Origin of the sequence: Pseudomonas sp. 10(2024) (assembly GCF_045164175.1) — a bacterium.
Classification (GTDB): domain Bacteria; phylum Pseudomonadota; class Gammaproteobacteria; order Pseudomonadales; family Pseudomonadaceae; genus Aquipseudomonas; species Aquipseudomonas alloputida.
In genome coordinates this window covers 2,182,698-2,199,126 of the sequence record NZ_CP174006.1, presented here as the reverse complement: position 1 = coordinate 2,199,126, position 16,429 = coordinate 2,182,698, and the positions used below count along the sequence as shown (strand labels likewise).

16 protein-coding genes and 1 tRNA gene are annotated in these 16,429 nt (G+C 58.1%); 6 read left to right on the top strand and 11 right to left on the bottom strand.

The annotated features are described in order from the left end of the window. Nucleotides 1–107: 107 nt before the first annotated feature. Complete coding sequence (locus ACI7M0_RS09850) at nt 108–626, bottom strand: cysteine hydrolase family protein (RefSeq protein ID WP_129933711.1); 519 nt, start codon at nt 624–626, stop codon at nt 108–110. A gap of 453 nt (nt 627–1,079) precedes the next feature. Between ACI7M0_RS09850 and ACI7M0_RS09845 the strand changes: the two genes are divergently transcribed. Continuing rightward, nucleotides 1,080–1,829: a 3-oxoacyl-ACP reductase family protein gene (locus ACI7M0_RS09845; protein ID WP_070096540.1), complete on the top strand. Its 750-nt coding sequence runs from the start codon at nt 1,080–1,082 to the stop codon at nt 1,827–1,829. 187 nt (nt 1,830–2,016) lie between these two features. Here ACI7M0_RS09845 and ACI7M0_RS09840 read toward each other — a convergent pair whose 3' ends face one another. Next, nucleotides 2,017–2,928: a LysR substrate-binding domain-containing protein gene (locus ACI7M0_RS09840; protein ID WP_405314581.1), complete on the bottom strand. Its 912-nt coding sequence runs from the start codon at nt 2,926–2,928 to the stop codon at nt 2,017–2,019. 133 nt (nt 2,929–3,061) lie between these two features. On the opposite strand from ACI7M0_RS09840, the gene ACI7M0_RS09835 reads away from it, so the two are divergent. The 3 genes from ACI7M0_RS09835 to ACI7M0_RS09825 all read left to right on the top strand — a co-directional run bounded on the left by ACI7M0_RS09835 (nt 3,062) and on the right by ACI7M0_RS09825 (nt 4,285). After that, the gene (locus ACI7M0_RS09835) at nt 3,062–3,406 is read left to right on the top strand and encodes a hypothetical protein (RefSeq protein WP_129934044.1); all 345 of its coding nucleotides are present in this window, start codon (nt 3,062–3,064) and stop codon (nt 3,404–3,406) included. Continuing rightward, a complete protein-coding gene (locus ACI7M0_RS09830; RefSeq protein ID WP_405314580.1) occupies nt 3,403–4,011 on the top strand; it encodes a glutathione S-transferase in 609 nt (202 codons plus the stop codon). Before ACI7M0_RS09835 ends, ACI7M0_RS09830 begins: the two co-directional genes overlap by 4 nt. Nucleotides 4,012–4,087: 76 nt before the next feature. Further along, complete coding sequence (locus ACI7M0_RS09825) at nt 4,088–4,285, top strand: hypothetical protein (RefSeq protein ID WP_405314579.1); 198 nt, start codon at nt 4,088–4,090, stop codon at nt 4,283–4,285. Between the two features lie 160 nt (nt 4,286–4,445). On the opposite strand, the gene ACI7M0_RS09820 is transcribed toward ACI7M0_RS09825, so the two are convergent. From ACI7M0_RS09820 to sohB, 9 genes are all read right to left on the bottom strand, one after another. Then, a complete protein-coding gene (locus ACI7M0_RS09820; RefSeq protein WP_256658268.1) occupies nt 4,446–5,759 on the bottom strand; it encodes an outer membrane protein transport protein in 1,314 nt (437 codons plus the stop codon). Nucleotides 5,760–5,902: 143 nt separating this feature from the next. Next, a complete protein-coding gene (locus ACI7M0_RS09815) occupies nt 5,903–7,804 on the bottom strand; it encodes an acyl-CoA synthetase (protein ID WP_129933313.1) in 1,902 nt (633 codons plus the stop codon). Next, nucleotides 7,804–8,760 (bottom strand): fumarylacetoacetate hydrolase family protein, encoded by a 957-nt coding sequence (locus ACI7M0_RS09810; RefSeq protein ID WP_129933312.1) that lies wholly within the window; start codon nt 8,758–8,760, stop codon nt 7,804–7,806. The genes ACI7M0_RS09815 and ACI7M0_RS09810 overlap by 1 nt, the downstream gene beginning before the upstream one ends. A gap of 173 nt (nt 8,761–8,933) precedes the next feature. Then, on the bottom strand, nt 8,934–10,025 hold the full coding sequence (locus ACI7M0_RS09805) for a VOC family protein (RefSeq protein ID WP_129933311.1): 1,092 nt from the start codon (nt 10,023–10,025) through the stop codon (nt 8,934–8,936). Between the two features lie 88 nt (nt 10,026–10,113). After that, nucleotides 10,114–10,728: a TetR/AcrR family transcriptional regulator gene (locus ACI7M0_RS09800; RefSeq protein WP_129933310.1), complete on the bottom strand. Its 615-nt coding sequence runs from the start codon at nt 10,726–10,728 to the stop codon at nt 10,114–10,116. A gap of 154 nt (nt 10,729–10,882) precedes the next feature. Further along, entirely contained in the window at nt 10,883–11,530 is a 648-nt protein-coding gene (locus ACI7M0_RS09795; protein WP_129933309.1) for a TetR/AcrR family transcriptional regulator, read from the bottom strand. Next, the gene (locus ACI7M0_RS09790) at nt 11,530–13,188 is read right to left on the bottom strand and encodes a bifunctional 3-(3-hydroxy-phenyl)propionate/3-hydroxycinnamic acid hydroxylase (RefSeq protein ID WP_129933308.1); all 1,659 of its coding nucleotides are present in this window, start codon (nt 13,186–13,188) and stop codon (nt 11,530–11,532) included. Before ACI7M0_RS09790 ends, ACI7M0_RS09795 begins: the two co-directional genes overlap by 1 nt. Before the next feature lie 589 nt (nt 13,189–13,777). Next, nucleotides 13,778–13,851: transfer RNA gene (locus ACI7M0_RS09785), tRNA-Cys, on the bottom strand. 154 nt (nt 13,852–14,005) lie between these two features. Next, the gene (gene sohB / locus ACI7M0_RS09780) at nt 14,006–15,025 is read right to left on the bottom strand and encodes a protease SohB (RefSeq protein WP_014590427.1); all 1,020 of its coding nucleotides are present in this window, start codon (nt 15,023–15,025) and stop codon (nt 14,006–14,008) included. 197 nt (nt 15,026–15,222) lie between these two features. Between sohB and ACI7M0_RS09775 the strand changes: the two genes are divergently transcribed. Both ACI7M0_RS09775 and ACI7M0_RS09770 read left to right on the top strand, forming a co-directional pair. Then, complete coding sequence (locus ACI7M0_RS09775; protein WP_010954748.1) at nt 15,223–15,933, top strand: histidine phosphatase family protein; 711 nt, start codon at nt 15,223–15,225, stop codon at nt 15,931–15,933. A gap of 56 nt (nt 15,934–15,989) precedes the next feature. Further along, nucleotides 15,990–16,307 carry an SCP2 sterol-binding domain-containing protein gene (locus tag ACI7M0_RS09770; protein WP_003251077.1) on the top strand — a complete coding sequence of 106 codons (318 nt, stop codon included), beginning with the start codon at nt 15,990–15,992 and terminating at the stop codon, nt 16,305–16,307. Nucleotides 16,308–16,429 lie beyond the last annotated feature (122 nt).

Below are 16,429 nucleotides of genomic sequence, written 5' to 3'. Positions count from 1 at the left end.
AACTCGTGGCTTTTGGGGACCCATACAGAAAACCCCGCAGACGTTAATCTGCGGGGCCTTGGAATGGTGGAGGCCGAGGTCGGAATCGAACCGTCTGGCGATGGCAATTAGAAACACCAGTCCTCGGCGTGTACGACACGACAGAATGGTCCCGCGAGGGTCGCATTGTGATGAGCGACAATCTCTTCGGCCTTCAGGGCAGGGGTGTCGGTGCAGGTATGGCCATCGGCGATCAGCACTGCATCGAATCCAAGATCTCGTGCGGCGCGGCAGGTGCTATCGACACAGTATTGGGTTTTCATTCCGGTAATGACCACACCCTGAGCTCCACAATCCCGTAACCGATCAGCCAGGGCGGTCTTGGAGAACGCGTTGGGTCGGCTTTTCTCGAAGATCACTTCGTCGCCTTGTAGCACCAGCTCCTGCACCAGTTGCGTCAACGGGCTTCCAGGCTCGATTGGCGACCCAGGTGGACCAATATGGCGGGCGAGAAAAATGGGTGCTCCTGCACTTCGGGCTTTACTCAATAAATTATTCAATGTGTCTAGCAGCGCGTCGCCAGCCCATGGCTTATCCGGGCCATGAAACAATCCAATCTGCATGTCGAGAATCAACAGTGCATACATAATGCTTTTCCCTTGCATTTTGGCCAGCGACACAAGGGCAAAAGAAAAGGCCCTTTCCATCACTGGCAGGCCTTTGAAGTTCGTGCGTTATTGGCTCACGCCCTCCTCACGACCAGCCTCTGGCGGTCGTGACGGTCGTGGTCAAGGCAATTCGTGGTTGATTCATAGAGCTGACAGTAGCTGCACCTTACCGGGATGGCAAGTGAGCGCTGCGGGCGTGAAGGCTGATTGAAGTAACGACCGTTGAGGTCCGCTTCTGGCCGATTGCGGTACTTTGCGAAGGGCCACCTCACGCCCTGAGGAAGTCAGTAAACCCAAATCGGGCTCCCATAATCCTGACTTAATCGCCAACTGTGATGATCTCTACCTAGACAAAAATGAAACCTAGCAAAAGTCATTATATTGCTCACACATAGGCAGACTGGCCTAACTTTTTTGTAATGGAGATACAGCATGACCTCTACCCGGACCCTGCAAGGGAAAGTGGCTTTTGTACAAGGCGGCTCTCGCGGTATCGGTGCGGCCATCGTAAAACGCCTGGCCCGCGAAGGCGCAGCAGTGGCTTTCACCTATGCATCGTCAGCCGAGCGAGCTAATGCTTTGGCCAGTGAAGTGATTGCAGCGAGTGGTAAGGCTTTTGCTATCAAGGCCGACAGCACTGATGCTGCAGCCGTGCAGCAAGCTATTCGCGCGGCAGTCGAGCACTTCGGCGGCCTGGATATTTTAGTCAACAACGCCGGCGTACTTGCTTGGGGTAGCACCGAAGAGCTCACCCTGGAGCAACTTGACCATACCTTAGCGGTGAATGTGCGCAGTGTATTCGTCGCCAGCCAGGAAGCTGCCAAGCACATGGTCGACGGCGGGCGCATAATCAACATCGGCAGCACCAACGCTGAGCGTATCCCGGTTGCCGGTGGTGCAGTGTACGCTATGAGCAAATCGGCGCTGGTTGGCTTGGCCAAAGGCATGGCTCGCGATCTAGGTCCACGCAGCATCACTGTAAATAATGTGCAACCCGGTCCGGTGGACACAGAGATGAACCCGGCCGATGGAGATGGCGCCGAGTATCTGAAAAGTCTGATGGCATTGGATCGCTACGGCAAAGCTGAGGAAATTGCCGGCTTTGTTGTTTACTTGGCCGGTCCGGAAGCCGGCTACATCACCGGCGCCAGTTTGACGATTGATGGTGGTTTCTCCGCTTAATTCTTTGCGACTCGGGACAGCTATTAAGTCGCCTCGAGTCGCCTTTGTTACCCCTACATATTTGATGGCCGAATTGGCCGGAAGCGACCCATAGTGAGTGGCTTCTTAATCGCCACAGGTTTCTTAGACACCTCGAACGGCTGCAAAGGGTCGGTAACAGCCCCTTGGCAAAGGCAATAGTCGGCCATCATCGGACCGTCTTGCTGCCATGATCCAGTTTGTTCAGATATACAGCGACCTCATGTGTCAGCCAACTTGAGAACACCTGCTGCTTTGTTTCCGAACGCTCGCGGTTGGGTAATACCAGCCAATACGGGTAGGGATAGGGAGCGATCACGGGGGAGAGTTGCACCAACTCCCCTCGTTGGATCGCGTCGTGCACAAGGCTGCGGCGCTCCAGGGCGATCCCCTGGCCCAAGCGCACGGCTTGAAGTACCAGGTTGGAGTCGTTGCTGCACAGGCCGATGCGTGGGACTTCCCTATCCAGCCCGGCCGCTTGACACCACGGTTGCCATGATTCCATGTTGAAAATAATGTTGCTGCCGATGATCTCTTCAGGGGTCTGTGGTAGCGCCCCGCCGTTGAAGTGCGGAGCGGCAACCACCAGCGTCTCGTCATGAAAGAGCAGATGCTGCTCCACCCCGTCCCAGTCGCCCTTGCCCATGCGGATCCCTACGTCGACAGATTCCCGCGTCAGGTCCGATAGCGCCAGATTGGCCTGCAGCCGGACGCTGATATGCGGCTGTGATTGCTGGAAACGTGGCAAGCGGGGCAACAACCAACTGAATCCGAACGAAGGGAGAACGGCGATCACCAGCTCCGTTGACTTGGGTTGCGTCTTGATCAGTCGCGTGGCTTCGGCGATTCCGCCCAAGCATTCGCGGATCTGCAAGGCATACAGTCGTCCGTCCTCACTGACCCGCAGACCCCGTCCCTCACGGACGAACAGGGTGACGCCGATCATCTCTTCCAGCACCTTGATCTGCTGGCTGATGGCCGAATGGGTGACATGCAGCTCCTTGGCGGCTGCGGTGACGCTCCCCAGCCTTGCAACCGATTCGAAGCAGCGTAGGCAGGTGATTGGAGGAATATTCGACATGTAAGTATTTCTTACAAATAGTGGAAAAAAAACTGATTTATAAGTGGCAAGGCTCTCATTAATGTAAGTGACGGTAAAGTCTTCGACTGGCAAGAGGACTGGAGCCATAGACGGTGCGTGGGGAGCACGGCAAATGACAACGGGTAATCCTGACTGTGAAGACCACCAGTGGTTGCAGATTTCATTGACCAGCGCGCAATTGGTTTCGGTGCGGTTTACTCACGACATCTACACGCGTGCGGTGAGCGGCAAGCATTGGATCAGCGCGGACGGTGTCGACTTCGCAATTGGCCCCGGCGAGCGTGTGAAATTGTCTGCCGGGCTAGCGCTGATTGATGGGGAAGGTCTTCTGCAGCTGGAGCCAGTCAGGGCACAGAAGCAGCACCCGGCGTATCCGTTCCCATGGCCGCTGCCCCTGCTGTTCAAACGCCAGACAACGGCATTAGAGATCAACATCAATCAAGGAAACTATCGATGAAACTCATTGGGATGCTGGATTCACCTTACGTTCGCCGGGTAGCTATATCCCTGGACCTTCTAGGCATCGAGTTCGAACATGCCCCACTGTCGGTGTTCAGCACATTCGAAGAGTTTTCGAGGATCAATCCGGTGGTCAAAGCGCCCACTCTGCTGCTCGATGACGGCTCCGTACTGATGGACTCGACCCTGATCATCGATTATTTCGAGACCCTCAGCCCACCCGGGAGCAAGCTATTGCCAAGCCAACCGCAGGCGCTGGCCAGAGCTTTGAGTACATTGGGGCTGGCGCTGACGGCATGCGAGAAGACCGTCCAGATCGTCTATGAACACAATCTTCGCCCGGCGGAAAAGCTTCATCAGCCCTGGGTGGAACGCGTCACCCGGCAGTTGCTGGCGGCGTGCGCGGAGTTGGACAAACAATTGGCGGCACAAGCGTCGGACGGCGTGCGCCCAGACCAGGTTGAGGTCACTTGTGCGGTGGCCTGGTCGTTCATGCAGTTGATGCTGCCCGACGTAGTCAAGGCCAGCGATTTCCCGGCCATCAATGCCCATGCGGCCCGCCTGGAACAGACCGATCTGTTCAAGCGTTATCCGATTGCCTGAGCCCTGGCGGAACGGGCCGGGCTCAACCGCGCCGATTGCCCCTCCCGCCACTGATTGGTTTTTGCGAGCCGTATCCATGTACACACTTTATTTCGCGCCGACGGCCAATGGTCACAAGATCCTGATCATGCTAGAGGCGCTTGGCGTGCCTTACCGGATCCGTCGGATAAACCTGGCGCAGGGTGAACAACACCAGCCGGACTTCGACCGCCTATGCCAAGGGGGCAGGGTCGACACGGCCGCTCCCGGGGTGATGCACCGAGCGTTTCTCTGAAATTGTTTTATGAACGAATTATTGACTGAAAAGGGGACAGATTTATTCCCCCTAGCCCAGATTAAATCGTCGCAGCGTGGTTTATTGAGGGTAGCTAGGGCGGACAAGACCTTTTCATGTATGTGAAGTGCCCCCTTGGTTTCGAGACGCTGCACCACGATCAAAAACGATAGGTTGCCTGGACTGATACTCCATGTGCGTGATTCTGATATTCAGCCGAGTACTGCGGCTGGAGTCCGGTTTTGTTTTCATGCTTCACTGAAACCCTGGCATCCCAGAGGTAACCGTAGGCGAAATCAATGGTGAGGTCCGCATCAGGTGAGTAGGCACCGCCCACGGTCACAGCTTGGCGATCTCCCACCGGAATGCGCACGCTGCGGTCGGTGTTTCCTACCGGTGCAGGGTCATAAGCGTAACCAGCCCTCAACAGCCACCGTGATGTCAATTGGGTGGACACCCCTATCGCCGCGGACCATGTATCATGCCAGTTCAACGACTCCCCCACTTTCCCGAAACCGAGTAGTTGGCCGGTGGATGAAACACTACTATTGACCGCCTCAAACTTTTGAAGCCGGCTCCAACGGGTCCAGGTGGTTCCCAGATATCCGGTCCAACGGCTGTTGAACTTGTGAGTAATAGAGGTATCCAGAGACTCTGGCATTGTGAGATCCATCGACGCGGCATACTTTCCGTCCAGTGACAGTGCGCTGGGCGCCCCGGATACCTCGGTATGCCCTTCGAGGTGGTAGCTGACTTTTGAATGATAAGTCACCCCCCAACGTGTCGACTCGCTGACATCGACAAGCACGCCGACGTTGTAGCCAATCGCCACATCATCGCCCTTGATGGTTACCAGTGTGTCCTGGCCATTCAAGGGGCCTGTAGCCAGAGAGTTCTCAAGTTTCGCATTGAACCGATTGATCGTCGGTCCTCCACCAATCGACAATACGTCATTGACGCGATAGGCGATGGTCGGTTGCAGGGTCATTTCCTTGGTCGTGCTGTAGGAGCCGTGGTAACGCCCCTGAAATGAACGTTCATAATCATTGACCAGCCCACTCGGCGCATAAAAACCCAGGCCAATCGATAACCGCTCGTCAATGGGTGTGGATGCATAGCCGAAGGGTATGGCCGCCAGAGGTACCGAGTCGCCTTTATTCGTCCCTGAAACACTGCTCCGGGCATGGCTGATATCGTCGCTCACTGCGAGGGAGGCGAATCCGCCGGACAGCTCACTGCGCTTCAGCTTGGTCAACCCGGCAGGGTTACCGTAAAGAGTGCTTGCATCCAGTGCGGAAGATGACCTGCCTGCGTACGCTGTTCCGGCACTACTGGAACTTTGCTCGTTAAGAGCAATGCCATTGGCGCTAGCAACGCCAGAGGCACCCAGTACCAGCAACGAACCGAGGAGTTTTATCGACGGGCTCAGTAGCACATGACCAACGACAAAGATTGAACGGTTTTCCCGCTTCATTTCCCACCTCTTATTATTGTTTTTGTTGCACGCAGACAAGGCTTCGCCTACCGGGACGATTTCCGCCCTGGGCAAGTGAATACATCTGCATATAGATCCGAGCTATTTCTGCCAGCGATCGGCTGATTGTTCAGGTGGCGCTTTTAATGGGTCACCCACTCCACCTGGAAGTTGTAGCGACCGAGGAGGCGCGCCAGGGTTTCCTTATGGTCACCCGCTTGAATGTGCGCGACCAACCCACGCCGCTCGTCCTGGCGTACTTCAACGGCAATATGCCTGAGCCCCACACGTTCCACTTCACGCCCGATCACCCTGCTGATCTCTCTCTGGTGCAAAGCCGGCTTGAAAATCTTCCCCACTGCCGTCAACGGCATTGTCTCGAGTATTTCAATCCGCTTTGGTATCGCTGCCCGCTCGCTGATGTTGAGCTGGGCAAACGCTTCGAGCGTCTTCGCGTCGCAGCTGTGATCAGGCCGCAATTGTACAAACGCGACCGGAACCTCACCGGAGTAGGCATCCGGGCTGCCGATCGCTGCAGCCAGTGCCACGGCAGGATGCATCTGCAAGGCTTCCTCGATCTGCTTCGGATCGATGTTATGGCCCCCGCGAATGATCAGTTCCTTCTTGCGCCCCGTCAGCCAGAAGTAGCCTTCGGCGTCCTGGCGCCCCAAGTCCCCGGTGTTAAGCCATCGTTGACCATCGATCTCGATCCACAAACCCCGGTTGTGACCCGCCTCCAGGTATCCGCTGAAGACATTCGGGCCTGACAGCGAAATGACGCCGACCTCGTCTACACCAGCATCACGCAGGTAATGCCCCGCCTCATCGAGCAGGACCGAGCGCATTTGCTGATGAGCGATCCGAATGCCGATGGAGCCGATTCGGCGTTCACCATGCGGCGGGTTGACCGAGGAAATGCAGGTGCCCTCGGTGAGCCCATATCCCTCGAGGATCTTCACGCCTGTGCTACGTTCAAACTCACGGAACAGTTCAGCCGGCATGGGTGCGGCACCGCACACCGCATAGCGCAGCGTAGAAAGGTCACGGCCCTTCGACTCATGTTGCAGCAGGGCCGCGCACACCGTTGGAACGCACGAAAAGAAGTTGATGCCGAAGTGCTCCACCATCTCCCAGAACCGCGCGATCACTCCATCGCCACGATAGCCGTCCGCTGTACCGAGGATGACATGCCCACCCTGGGTCCAGGGCATCAGGCCGGTGACCATCTGGGCATTCACGTGAAACAGCGGAAGACCACAGAAGAACACATCGCCTTCGTTGTGCGGCTGCAAATGTGCCGCAGCCGCCCAGGCATTGAACACTTCCGCACCATGGGTTCGCGCGGCAATCTTGGGCAGGCCGGTAGTCCCCCCCGTGCAGATATAGGAAGACAGTTCCTCCGAGCGGATTTGCCGCCCGCTTTTCAAGTGCGTGGCGGGCTGCCCGTCCATGAGCGCATGCCATTCATGGATCTCGATGTTATCGTGACCAGCCCGCGCCTTCAGCGCCAACGCGTCAAGCGGGGCGCGCACGGGTTCGCTGACGTAGTGCCTCATGCTGACCCACACGATCGATTTGACCGAATGCAGGTGCTCCAGTTGCGATGCAAGCTTCGGCCACAGATCGCTGCACGTCGGCGCAAGGGTAACGACCACGGTAGCTTTCGCCGCGTTCAACAACGCGGCAATCTGCCTGCTTTCCAGCAGCGGATTGATCGCCATGACGATGCCTGCTGCCTCTGCGCCCCAGATCGTGAAATGGGTTTCGGGCAGGTTGGGGAGCAGAAACGCAATCACATCACCGGGCTTGACGCCCAGGTCGTAAAAGGCATTGGCTGCACGGGTAACGTCCGCGAAGAGCTGGGAGTAACTCCACTGGTGGGTGCACGACAAGTTAGCCGCGTCGGGCAAGAAGCTCAGCGCCGGGGCCTGGGGCCGGCGCTCAGCGGCAAGACGCAACGCTTCATACGTGCTTGAAGCCAACCCACACTGCGCTAACGGAACCTGTTCAAGGTCGACAACATCCTTCAGGGACCGGACAAGCATCACGCTTCCCCCACTACGCGGTTACGCTGTACGCCGAGGTCAATCACGCCATCGGCACTGCGAATACGCGCTTCGACTACATCACCGTGCTTGAGGTACTGCGTGCGGCCTTCTTGCGCTTTGAGGAACAGCTGCCACTTGGTGGCTTCAGGCATCAGTGCAGCGATGCGCTGCTTGGCAGGGGACGGGATCGACAAAGCGCATCCCGCCGGCGTACCGGTGGCGATCAGGTCGCCGGGGGCCAGGTCCTGCACACCAGACAGCTCGGTCAGCGTTTCAGCGGGGCCATACACCAAGTTGGCAGTGCTATCGCTCTGACGCACTTCATCATTTACCGTAAGGCGCAGGTTCAGCTCCTTGAGGTAATGCATGTCATCGGGACCCAGCAGGCAAAGGTAAGGGCCAACCGGCCCGAAGGTGCGGAAACTCTTGCCTTTATAGAACTGCATCTGCGGGATCTGAATGTCTCGCGCCGAATAATCGTTGACGATGACGACCCCTGCAATGAACTCGTGCAGATTGGCCTCAGTGACAGAAACCGCACCGGTGATGGCACGCTTCATGACCAGGCCCAGTTCGATTTCATAATCCAGGAAACGCACCGATTTCGGCTTGATGAGGACGCTGTCCGCTGGCACCAGGCAACTGGTCGCCTTGGTGAAAATCATGTTGTACTTCTTCGCGTCGGGGTCCATGCCCGACTCGATCATGTGCTGCCGGTAGTTTGCCCCTTGGCAAACGAACTGCTGATTACGGGTGAGAGGCGACAACAGCTTCACCTCATACTCGTCCAGCTCCTTGCCTTTCAACTCTGCAAGCGCCTCGACGCGATTGTTGCTGATGAAATCGCCCGTGGTAGCGAAAGCGCCTGGCACAAGCGTGATACGTCCTTGGCGGATCACGCCCCAGTGGATACCGTTCTCGAACTCAAAACGAACTACGTGCACGACAGACATGGAAGGTACTCCTGAAGCAGCGTTTGTCCCGGGCTCAGTGGCACGAGAACTTTGATGTTGTTCCGATGAAGAGCTGGCCAGACCGTAAAACAACGAGCCGCCGGCTATTACGGCCCCGGCTTTGAGCATGTCGCGCCTGCCGAAAGGCTTAGGTTTGCCTGGCATGGCAAGCACTACCCAAACATCCGTATGAGCGTGATCAGCTTGCGTAAAGTCAGGTCAGGGGTGCGCCGAAGGTTGCGCAACAGCGTGACCAGATTGGGTAGGCTGAGCCTGGGTTTGGTAAAGCTCCTGGGCATGCGCTGGCCCCATTGCGCCATCGCTTCGGGGCTCACGGGATGAAGTCCCGTAGGACATGTGGCGGTGAAGATATCGCCGTCGCAGTAATGCTCGTGCTTGTCGCCCCATGGGTCCTGCCAGTAATCGAAGATCTGACTGCCTAGAATGTGCCGGCCGATCCCCCAGGAATGCTCCCAACCGCGATCTCGCATAACGCGCTGCCCCATGCCTACCGCATCGGCATCAACCACTTCATAGGCGCTGTGGCTGTAGGTCGCCATGAAGCCTTGTGCGATGGCCAGGGTATGGTGATCGGCCGGGACGTCACCGAGGTCCAGACGCATGAAGGCGACAATGGGTGAGCCGTCGGGCAACACCTGGACATCGCTTGGGATAAAACCGAAATGCTGCGTGTACCAGGCGCAAGTGGCTTGGTATGCGGCCACCTCAAGCACGATGTGGCCCAGTTTCAGCACCTCGGGAGGCGCGATGGGCGGGCGTTGCGTGGCGTTGATTCGCTGCTGCGCAGTGGCCAGGTTCAACGGAAGCGGAGCCCTGCTCGTCAATGCCTGACTTGGCCTCTGTCCGTATACCGCCTCGACAATGAAGCCCGAGGGGTCGGTGAGACTGACGAAATACCCGCCGCCCGGATGGGGCGCGGGTTGTACCGAGGACGCGCCTGGGATTTGCGCGAGTTTTTCCAGGTCCGCGCGCGATTGCACGGCCAGGCCAAACCCGACAAAGCGGGCTTCGTCCGCCTGGTGGATTCGGTAACAGTAGGGGCTGGGTTCAGTTGCGCGCAGGTACAGTGTATCGGCGGACCGCTGACTGACGATCAGGCCGAAGTCCACCAGAAACCCGGATGCCTTGTCCAGGTCGGGCCGTTGGAAGATCAGGTGGGTCAGCGCCTTGGCCCTGACTGTGGGATGCAGATGGCGTGACGGCTGTGGCGTGGCCAACCGGGGTGTCTCATTGTGCTGATTCATTGTTGTTGTTTTCCAGTTTCTTGAGGCTGAGCGCTCCCGGACCCCGGAATGAACAGGGGTCGAGAATCTTCAAATAACGCGACTGCGCTTAGTCGAGAGGCGGCAGTACCGGCAATTCCCGGGTTGACAGCTGCCTGGCTTCTTCCGGAGGTACACCCAGTGCCCGGAGAACCAGCTCTGCGGTGTCAGCCCCCGCTTCGCGCCAGGTCCGGTGCCCCTCGAGGACCAGGAACATGGCACCGAGCACGCTGCTCGAGATCAGGCTGAGGACGCTTAGAAGCTGATCCCGGCGAAAGCTGTAGCGGCCAGCGGCAAGGCCGCTCAGCAGGTCGGTTGTCGCCTGGCTGGTGAACATCTCGCGTAGCGAGGCGTTGTGCATGGAGAACTTGTGAATGAACGCCCCCCATTGTGCGTCCTCATGGGCACGCCGTATGAAGAAGCGGATGCCATTCGCCAGCCGCTGAGCCGGGTCGGCAAGGTCCGCGAAACTTCTTTCCACTCGCCCATGCATTTCAGCACTCAGCTGGGCCGCCACGACGCTGAACAGCTGCTCGGTGCTCTGCACATGGCTGTAGATGGTGCCGCGCGCAACGCCGGCCTCCTGCGCGAGATCGCTGATACTGACGTCCGCCGAACCGCGTTGAGAGAATAAGCGGACGGCCGCTTGATGGATTCGCCGCTGTACTGGATTCAGGCTGTGCACAAAAAATCTCCAGACTCATCTGAATCTAGATTGAACACTCGTGTTCAATTTTCGTCAATGATTATTTCATTGAACACACTTGTTCAATGTCGGACGACAAACCACCACCGACTGGAGGCTCCCCCAGTGCAGCAACAGTGACAAAGCAGGCTACTCAGACAGGCAGAGGTTTTGCGGCAATCTTGCTGGCTTTGGCAAGCGATACGCCTAGCGCCTGAAGAACCATTTTGGTGACCCGCACATCATGCCCTTCCACCGCTCGACCTTCGACAACCGAGCGCATGGCGCCGGTTGTACAGGAGAGCACCAGGTCCAGGGCAACACCCTCATCCTCATAGGAAAACGTGCCCGCGCGAAGACCTTCGCGCAGATCGCCCAGCACATGCGTGGCCAGCCGCGAGCGCATGGCCTGATCGAAGTGGATGATCCGCAGCAAGGCGTTGGCCCACTGATGGTCAGCTGCGGCGCGGCAAATGAACATGCGCACACCGATGGAAAGCCGCTGCGCGCCGCAGGAGACATCGGCATTCAGGACGGAAATGGCATCGGAGAACTCGGCGGCCATGGCAATACCCACGGCCTCCAGCACTTCCTCTCGCGTGCGAAAGTAGTTGTAGATCGTACCGTTGGAAACCGCCGCCTCCGTGGCGACTTCCAGCAGGGCGATTTCCCCGACTTCCTTGCGCGCGACGAGCCTCAATGCCGCATCCACCAGTCCACGGCGGGTGCGTTCGCGCTTTTTATGCCCCCTCGTCGGAGGCGGTGTCGCAGTGTCTGGAAGCGGAAGTGGGGGCAGCATCATCAAACTCGCAGGCCGAGAGGATCATTCAGGCTAATGGACACGCTCGCCGCAGCAGCCCTCTCGCCCAGCAGCAACGCCCGACAATTTCGAAGCAGGCGCTCCGCTGCTGCACCCGGCGCATGATCCATGATAATGCGGTCTGGGCGCACTGCGGCGATCGTTCCCTTGGCAGCAAGGGGTAGAATCTCATGGTTCATGTCTTCAATGAAGTCGCATGTGCCGTCAGAGACTTGGCCGCGGGCTCTGATCTCCAGGAATTGCCCACCTTGATTGACCCACGCAGCGACTTGCTCGCTGCTCAGTAACGACCTTGGATTCACCCCAAAGCCAACCAGGGTCAGGTCATTTCGCAAAGCATCATCGCTAAGCACGACATGCTTTTGCATGTTCCGCACCCACGCCTGCGGGAACAGGCTGCCATGAACCAGCTTTTCACCCCTGACATGCGCCATGAACAGCCCGTGCCTGAAGGTGTTTTCAGGCTTGATATCGAGTTGCTCGAAATACCGCCTTGTCGCGGGTGTCAGTGCCAGCAGGCGCATAAGGCCATGGATCGCGAAGGCAGCGATCTTGTTCCTGGGCATGACCAACCGCCCCATGAGTTTCGCCAGGTTGATCATTGCCTGCGCATGTGGGCGGCGCTCGACGTCATAGGTGTCGAGAATGGCAGGGGCTGCATGACCGCGCAGTACCCAGGCCAGTTTCCAGGCAAGGTTGGCGACGTCCCGCAAACCGGCCACCAAGCCCTGCCCGACGAATGGCGGGGTAATATGTGCGGCGTCCCCAGCCAGAAACACCCGCCCCTTGCTGAACCGTTTACAGCAGCGGGCGTGGAAGCGATAGACCGCCTTGCGTTCGATTTCCAGTTCCTTGGGGTCGATCCACGGCGCGATCAGGCGGACAATGCTCTGCTCGCTTTCCAGCGCCTCGCGAGACTCACCCGGGCGCAGCATGAACTCCCAACGCTCCCTGCCCCCGGGAGCCGGCATATGCGGCGTGGGGCGCTGCGGGTCGCAAATGAATTCAACGTGGTCGATAGCCGACGCATGGCGATTCTTGACATCCACGATCAGCCAGTCCTCGGCATAGGTCCGGCCCTCGAACTCCTGATCGATCAATGCCCTGACCTTTGAACTGGCGCCATCCGCACCGACCAGGTACCGGGAGCGAACATTATGGGCCTGCCCTGCTTGATCACGGACCGTAGCGACCACGTATTCCGCTTCGTGGACCAGGCTCTCAAGCTCGAAGCCGCCCAGGCTGGTCACCGACTTCAGGCGAGAAACCTGGTCGCGCATCGCATGCTCCAGGTCAGGTTGGTAGAAGGTCACGAGCTTGGGGTGGCCATCGATGCACCCCTGAGTATCGGCACGGCCAAACTGCCCAAGGACCGGTGAATGCATTTTGACCTGAGGAATAACGATCTTTGCGAATGCATCTTCCGCAAGGCCGGCCAACTGCAGAATCCGCAAAGCCTCGTTGTCCAGCGCGATGGCCCTGGGCATCAACATCACCTCGTGTGCCTTGTCCAACACCAGGGTAGACACGCCGTAGCGGCCAAGCAGCGCTGCAATGGTCGCACCTACCGGGCCGTAGCCAACGACCAGCACGTCGATCTCGGCGGGAAGAAATTCGATCGCATTCTTGTTCTTGTTCATCTCGAGCCCTTGTTGTGATTAGGGTCATGAAGGCGCAGAGGCCTCCTCGTCAGGCAGGATGAAGGTATAAAAAATTGAGAGGTTTTTCAATATTGAAATATTCGTCATTTTCCTATGGTCATGCCATTCCCGCATCCGCCTGAGCCGAGATACCGGTAGCCGGCCCCGAACAGCGGATCTATGAGTTTCGAGGTGCTGATCCCAGGCGGGTGGGAGACGCTATGGAGACTTCGGCGCCGCCCATTTCGACTTTGCAGGTGAAACCCATCACAGCAGCGGTACCAATTTAAAGGCCTTTGGGAATGACCTGCTCACTGGCGCAAACAAGGTCTGGCCTATCCCGCCCCCATCAAGCAAAGAATTCTTTGCCTTAACCGGAGAAATCGGCGCTAAGGCAAAGAAATCAAGCGTGCTTCTGGGCTACTCGCAAGAGGTAAAACCGAGCGCGTTTACCGGCGCGTCGGAGCCATCGCCAAACCCTCCAAAGGAGGAAGTTTTGGGATTGGCTGTTCAGAGTTTTGGGACTTCGGTATTTTCAAGCCCACAAAGAAAAACCCCGCAGACGTTAAACTGCGGGGCTCTCGAATGGTGGAGGCCGAGGTCGGAATCGAACCGGCGTAGACGGATTTGCAATCCGGAGCATAACCACTTTGCTACTCGGCCTCAAAGGTCGGATCTAGCTGCTTGCGCTTTGCTATCTCCTTGAAACGCTGAACCTTTTTCAAAGTTTGCTGCGTTTCGATGGGCGCCATTATGTCTTCATTCTTTTAACCTTGCAACCCCCTGAACGAAAAAAAATTTCAACAGGTTCAAGGTGTTAGCGCAGGCGGCTGAGTTTACTCCACAAGCCCACCACCGCGTTCTCCACTGTACCGCTGGCGGCCATGCCAATCCGCTCCTGCAGGCTCTTGCGTTCGGCATAGTGCAGGTGGAACAGGTTGGCGTTGCGTGCGCGCTCGCTCAGGTACTCGTCACTGGTCTGCAACTCGTCAACCAGCTTGCGATTCAAGGCGGCCACGCCCAGCCAGACTTCGCCAGTGGCCACTTCATCGATGTGCAACTGCGGACGATAGCGGGAGACGAAATCCTTGAACAACTGGTGAGTGATGTCCAGGTCTTCCTGGAACTTCTCCCGGCCCTTCTCGGTGTTTTCGCCAAAGATGGTCAGGGTGCGCTTGTACTCGCCAGCAGTCAGCACTTCGAAGTCGATGTCGTGCTTTTTCAGCAGGCGGTTGACGTTGGGTAACTGCGCCACCACGCCAATAGACCCCAGTACGGCGAATGGGGCGCTGACGATCTTCTCGCCGATGCAGGCCATCATGTACCCACCGCTGGCAGCCACCTTGTCGATGCACACGGTCAACGGGATGCCTGCCTGACGAATACGCGCCAGTTGCGACGCAGCCAAGCCGTAACTGTGCACCAGGCCACCGCCGCTTTCCAGGCGCAGTACCACTTCGTCACGCGCGGTGGCGAGCGTCAGCAGCGCGGTGATTTCGTTGCGCAGGCTTTCGGTGGCCGAGGCTTTGATGTCGCCATCGAAGTCCAGTACGAATACCCGGCTCTTGTCCTCGGCCTTGCCCTTCTTCTGCTGTTTTTCCGCCTTGGCCTGCTGCTTGCGAAGGGCCTTGAGCTGGGCCTTGTCGAGCAGGCCGGACTCCAGGCGCTCACGCAGGTCCTTGTAAAAATCGTTCAGTCGGGTGACCTGTAATTGCCCGCCCGACTTGCGCCGACCTTTGCCACGCAGACCGGCGATGGCCGACAGCACCACCAGGATGGCGATGACCAGGGTGGCGGTTTTGGCGAGAAAGCTTGCGTATTCGGCAAGAAACTCCACGTTGACTCCTTAAATGCCTGCGCCACTACGGCGCGTCACTGTTGCAAGCATACCGTTGCGTCTGTGGTGCTGCCAGCCGGTGTAAACGCTGGCAACATCTTTCAAACAACCTTTTCAAACGCTTGTATGTTTTTTCGTTGACAGCCCGTGAGCCGCATCCTAACCTCGCAGCAACCTCCAACAGGCCGGAACCTTTCGTGGGCAATCTCTACCTGATTCGACATGGCCAAGCCTCCTTCGGTGCCGATGACTACGACGTCCTCTCGCCCGTGGGTGTGCGCCAGAGCCAGGCCCTGGGTGAACACCTGGCCCAGTTGGGCGTGCGGCTGGACCGCTGCGTGGCTGGCGACCTGCGCCGCCAGCAGGATACCGCACGGCTGGCGCTGCAGGCGCTGCACGCCAACGGCTGCCCGGTGCCGGCGGTTGAGACCGACGCCGCATTCAATGAGTTCGATGCCGACGGTGTGATCCGCGCCCTGTTGCCCGACCTGCTGCCGGAAGAGCCCGATGCCCTGCATGTGCTGCGCAATGCTGCGCAGCATCGCAGCGAGTTTCAGCGCCTGTTCGCGTTGATGGTGCAGCGCTGGCACGATGGCGAGCATGCCGATAATGGCCTGGAAACCTGGCATTCGTTTACGTCACGCGTACAAGGGGGCCTGCAACGCGTGCTGGACAGCGCCGGCAGCGGCGATCATGTTGCTATCTTCACCTCGGGTGGCACCATTGCCGCCCTGCTCCACCTGGTTACCGGTATTACCCCCAGCCAGGCGTTCGCGCTGAACTGGCAGATCATCAACACGTCGCTCAGCCAGCTGAAGTTTCGCGGCCGCGACGTGGCACTAGCCTCCTTCAACAGCCAGGCCCATGTGCAGCTGTTGAGGGCGCCGGAGCTTGTCACCTACCGATAAGCCCGGCTTGTTGTGTCCCTGCGGGGACGTGTAAATCACTCTATAAGGAATGCGCCATGACCTCCGTAGCTGATGCCGTCAAAAAGATGCAAGAGAAATTCAACCCATCCGCTGCCGCCGGCCTGGACCTGGTGTTCGGCTTCAACATTACCGACGAAGACAAGCACTACGCGCTGATCGTCAAGGACGGCACCTGCGACCTGCAGGAAGGCGAAAACCCGGATGCCAACTGCACCCTGGTGATGGACGCCGAAACCCTGAAGGGTATCGTAAGCGGCGAAACCGACGGCATGCAGGCCTTCATGGGTGGCAAGCTGCGGGTTGAAGGCGACATGATGCTGTCGATGAAACTCAGCGAGCTGTTCCCGTCCTGAGGGCTGAGAATACCGGATGATCGAAAAACCGAAGCCTGACGGCTTCGGTTTTTTTTGCCCTGCATTCGGTGCAGTGATCCACCAGCAACACCCTCACCTATTTGGCACATGGGACGATTGTT